Origin of the sequence: Rhizocola hellebori, from assembly GCF_016862955.1 — a bacterium.
Lineage (GTDB): Bacteria > Actinomycetota > Actinomycetes > Mycobacteriales > Micromonosporaceae > Rhizocola > Rhizocola hellebori.
This window is the reverse complement of the sequence record NZ_BONY01000171.1, coordinates 1-4,007: the sequence shown is the minus strand read 5'-3', so window position 1 is coordinate 4,007 and position 4,007 is coordinate 1. Positions and strand designations below refer to the sequence as shown.

The window sequence follows — 4,007 nt, the reverse complement described above, 5'->3', positions numbered from 1 at the left end:
GTCGGCTGGCAGTATGGTCTGAGCCTACGTGGCACGTAGGCTACGTGACAGGTAGCATACGTGACCGGTAGGCTACGTGGCGGGTAGCATACGTAGGGCGGTGAGCATGGCGTTCGTCAATCGCGTCGGCGAGATCGCCGCTCTCGATGAGTGGTGGCAGCGTCCCGGATCCCAGCTCGGCATCGTCTGGGGCAGGCGGCGGGTGGGGAAGTCCTACCTGATTAGCCATTGGGCCAGGGGCAAGCGGAGCATCTTCCACGTGGCGCGCAACCGCCCGCTGGGCCAGGAGCTTGCCGCGTTAAGCGCTGCTGCCGCTCCCGTTTTGGCAGCCGGCCGGCGCGATCTGCTCAGCCGCCCGTTCGTCAGCTGGGACGACGTCTTCGACACGCTTGCCGACGCGGCTCACCGTCAGCCGCTACTGCTCACGATCGATGAGGTGCCCGAGCTTTTGACTTCCGATCCCTCGATGGCGAGCGGCCTTCGAGCGATCTGGGAGAGGATGGCAGACACCAAGCTGCGCCTGCTGCTGTGCGGGTCGGCCGTGCGCACGATGGAGGAACTGCAGCACGAACGAGCGCCGCTCTTTGGCAGGGCAACGCTGAGACTGCGCCTGCAGCCGTTCGCTCCCCGCGAAAGCGCATTGCTGCTGCCGCGCCTGAGTCCGAGCGAGCGCGCCAAGGCTTGGGGAGTCTGCGGTGGGATGCCTTTCTATCTGAGCCTTTGGGATGACGGTCTGAGCTTTCGGCAGAACCTTGTGCGTTTGTTCTGCAGCGAGCAGGCTCTGCTGCTCAACGAAGGCGAGCTGGTTCTGTCCACAGAAGACTTCCCCGGGGGTGGCAGGGAGAGGCTTCCTGGTCGGTTGTTGCGGGCGATATCCGGAGGCAACACGCGATTCGCAGAGCTGAAAACCGCGGTCGGGGCTGATCCAACGCGCGCCTTGCAAGCCACACAGGAGCTTGATCTGGTGGAACGTATCCAGCCGGTTCGGGTTGAAGCGGATGGCCGCCGGGCGCTATACCGGATCGCTGACAACTTCCTGGCTTTCTGGCTCACGATCGTTGAGCCCCATCGAGCTGCCATCACCCAAGGGCTGGCAAGTCACGTCGCGAAGATTATGGAGTCCCAGTTCGACGACTACATGGGCGACCGTTGGGAAGAGGCGTTGCGCACGCACCTCACCCGGACAGTTGACGAACTCGATTTGCCCGAACCTGCGACGGAGGTCGGCCGGTTTTGGAAAAGCCGTCTGCGGCCACAGGAAGATCCATGCGAAATGGACGCGGTGGTGCTCGTTGGAAGGGGCCGTCGAGCGGCGATCGCCGGCGAGGCCAAGTGGGCCAAAACCGAGGACGGGCGCCGGGCTGTGCGTGCCCTTGACCGCAAGCTGCACGACTCCGGCCTGCCGCTGGTAGACAATCCGAAATTCGTCGTCTGTGCACGGGAGAGTGTCACTCACGCCGATCCGGAAACACTGGTGGTCACGGCGGACGACATCTTCGGCTAGCCACCTTCGCCATCATTGCGCCGTGTGCATTCTTCGATGCGTACGGTAGTTGTATGTCGTGACCAAACTGTGACTCACAGATCCGCGGCTGGGAACGTTCTGAGGGTGGGGCAGAGCTTTCCTGGGCTGTGCGGTGCGATCTTTGTGTCTCGACAGGAGTCGTGAGGCGTTGGCGGAAAACAGTGTGCGTGATGCGACGTGGCATGACGCACTCCTCGACAAGTTCGAGGTACAAATCACTGCGGTGGTGTCTGCTCGGCTGCAAGGCGAGCCGGAAGCTGTGGGCGACCTGGTGCAGAAGACCTTCGACACCGCTTGGGCCAAGAGATACAAGGTCCCGGATGATCCACTACCCTGGCTGTACAAAACAGCTAAATACCATCTCAATAACTACTATCGCTGGTCCTGTCGACGTAGGCCGGAGCTATCTGGACACGAGGTCCTCGAGGCAGCGATCATGCGTCACCTGTCCAACTCTGGTTCGGTGGAGCATGGGATCGACCTGCGTCGAGCCCTGGCCAAGCTGACGCCGGCGCAGTGTGAGCTGCTGATGATGGCCTATGTGGACGAGCTAAGCCGCGCCCAGATCGCCGAGATTCTCGGCATCAGCTCGGCCGCGGGTCGTCAGCGCCTTCAAAACGTCAGATTGAAGATCCGCCAGATCCTGGGCAACGATTATCTCAAGCAAGATCACGGCGACGAACGGGAGAGAGGTCGATGAGAACGTCCAACGATGACCGTAATCGGCTTGTCGGCCAGATCGAGCTCAACGTGGTACAGCCCGGGGGTGAGCAGATCCCAGCACCGTCTACCACCGGGGCGGAAATAAGGGCGATGGTTGAGGCGCGCAGCGGATACCGGCTCAAGATGCGCATACGGCGGATACTTGGCCTGCCAATTGATGTGTACCAACCCGGTGGGCAAGGGTCGATGGTGACCGCGGTCCGCATCATCACGGTGTCTTGCGTGGTGGTGCTCGCTATCGGGTGGATCTCGATTCTCGAAGCACTGGCACCCAGCGTCAGCTATGAACCGGCGGAGCGCCCGGGCCAGCTGGAGTGGCAAGCCGTCACCAGCAAGGTTCCTGCCTACGAGACTTTGCTGCAGCTTTCGGGGACTGCCGGCGCAGCCGGCAACGACTGCGGCACGGGGCTCTACACCCACGTTCGGTTGCAGACCTGGTCGGCCGAGGTAACCCCGCAGAGTTCCGGTGTGGTGGCCCACGACTGGCAAGCGTGGTGGGCAGAGGACAAATCTGCCTACGAAAGGCGTGTCACGCTGCCGGCAGTACCCGGCGGAATGTGGCTGACCCGGTTCACCGGCGACTACCTGCCGGGCAAAGTCGAAGTGACCGACTATCCGCCGGGAAAGTTCGCTGTCGTGGTGAACAAACCCTCGGCCGAGGTTCCCATTTTGGCGGGTCAACTGGCCTACCACCAGGCGGGCCAGGGACCCGAGCGGCTCCTGCGAGCGGTGGGCGACATGTATCGGTTCCATTGTCTGGCCCCACCTCAGCGTGTTGCGACGTTGCGCGTCCTGGCCGACATCCCGGAATTGCGGTCCTACGGATCGGTGGTCGACCGGGCTGGGCGTCGCGGTGTCGCCATCGGTGTGGACAGCGAGCATCCGCAATCGGGAAAGGTAAGGGACATTCTGATTTTCGATCCGGACAATGGCCGGTTGCTTGGCCAGGAGCAGATCGCTCTGGAAGCGCCATCCCATGTCCAGGCTCACGCACCTTACGTGGTGTCCTATGTGCTCTATCTTCTTGCTGAGCACACCAACGAGCGTGCGCGGTGACACACCTTGAGACGTATCACGTCGTCTCCACCGACCCTGCCCGGCGGGTTTTCGTGATACACGGCCGCAATGGGCAGGCCCGATTGGCGATGTTCGACTTCTTGCGCGCCTTGGATCTGCGGCCGCTGGAATGGGAAGAGCTGGTTCTCGGCACAGGGCAAGCAACGCCGTTCGTCGGTGAAACCGTCGCTCACGCCTTCACCATGGCACAGGCTGTCGTGGTCCTGCTCACTCCGGATGACTTCGTCAAGCTTGACGAGAAATTCTTAACCCGCACCGATCCGGGGTACGAGATACAGACGACGGGACAGGCGAGGCCCAATGTGCTCTTCGAGGCGGGGATGGCCTTCGCCGTCGACTCGCGCCGCACGATCATCGTGGAGATCGGTGACCTGAGGCCCTTCTCCGACCTAGGCGGCCGCAACGCGATCAATCTGGATGGGACCGTCGAAAAGCTGCACAAAATCGCGACGCGGCTCAAGGGGGCTGGCTGTGCCGTAAACATCGACGGTGCCGACTGGATGGACGTGCGCAGATTCGCCTGTCTCCCAGGATGTTCCACGAATGGGCCATCCTCATGATGAGCGCATGCGCCTAACGCCAGGCTGACAGCAGGTCCTCGGGCGTCAGGTGTTTGACCGAGTCCACTGTGGAGCCCATGCGGGAGACGGCGACAAGTTGGGTCTGCTCGTCGGCGCCGGGG

General features: G+C 62.4%; 4 protein-coding genes. All 4 read left to right on the top strand.

What is annotated here, in order from left to right; genetic code table 11:
* Window positions 1–106 precede the first annotated feature (106 nt).
* A complete protein-coding gene (locus Rhe02_RS49225; protein ID WP_203915516.1) occupies window positions 107–1,504 on the top strand; it encodes an ATP-binding protein in 1,398 nt (465 codons plus the stop codon).
* Between the two features lie 184 nt (window positions 1,505–1,688).
* The gene (locus Rhe02_RS49220) at window positions 1,689–2,225 is read left to right on the top strand and encodes an RNA polymerase sigma factor (protein WP_203915515.1); all 537 of its coding nucleotides are present in this window, start codon (window positions 1,689–1,691) and stop codon (window positions 2,223–2,225) included.
* Window positions 2,222–3,304: a hypothetical protein gene (locus tag Rhe02_RS49215; RefSeq protein WP_203915514.1), complete on the top strand. Its 1,083-nt coding sequence runs from the start codon at window positions 2,222–2,224 to the stop codon at window positions 3,302–3,304. Before Rhe02_RS49220 ends, Rhe02_RS49215 begins: the two co-directional genes overlap by 4 nt.
* Window positions 3,301–3,885, top strand: a complete 585-nt coding sequence (locus Rhe02_RS49210) for a TIR domain-containing protein (RefSeq protein WP_308442089.1) — start codon at window positions 3,301–3,303, stop codon at window positions 3,883–3,885. Before Rhe02_RS49215 ends, Rhe02_RS49210 begins: the two co-directional genes overlap by 4 nt.
* The last annotated feature ends 122 nt before the right edge of the window (window positions 3,886–4,007 follow it).

Coding starts and splice junctions, on each gene's coding strand:
- Rhe02_RS49215 (WP_203915514.1), top strand. CDS start 2,222: ATGAGAACGTCCAACGATGACCGTAATCGGCTTGTCGGCCAGATCGAG.
- Rhe02_RS49225 (WP_203915516.1), top strand. CDS start 107: ATGGCGTTCGTCAATCGCGTCGGCGAGATCGCCGCTCTCGATGAGTGG.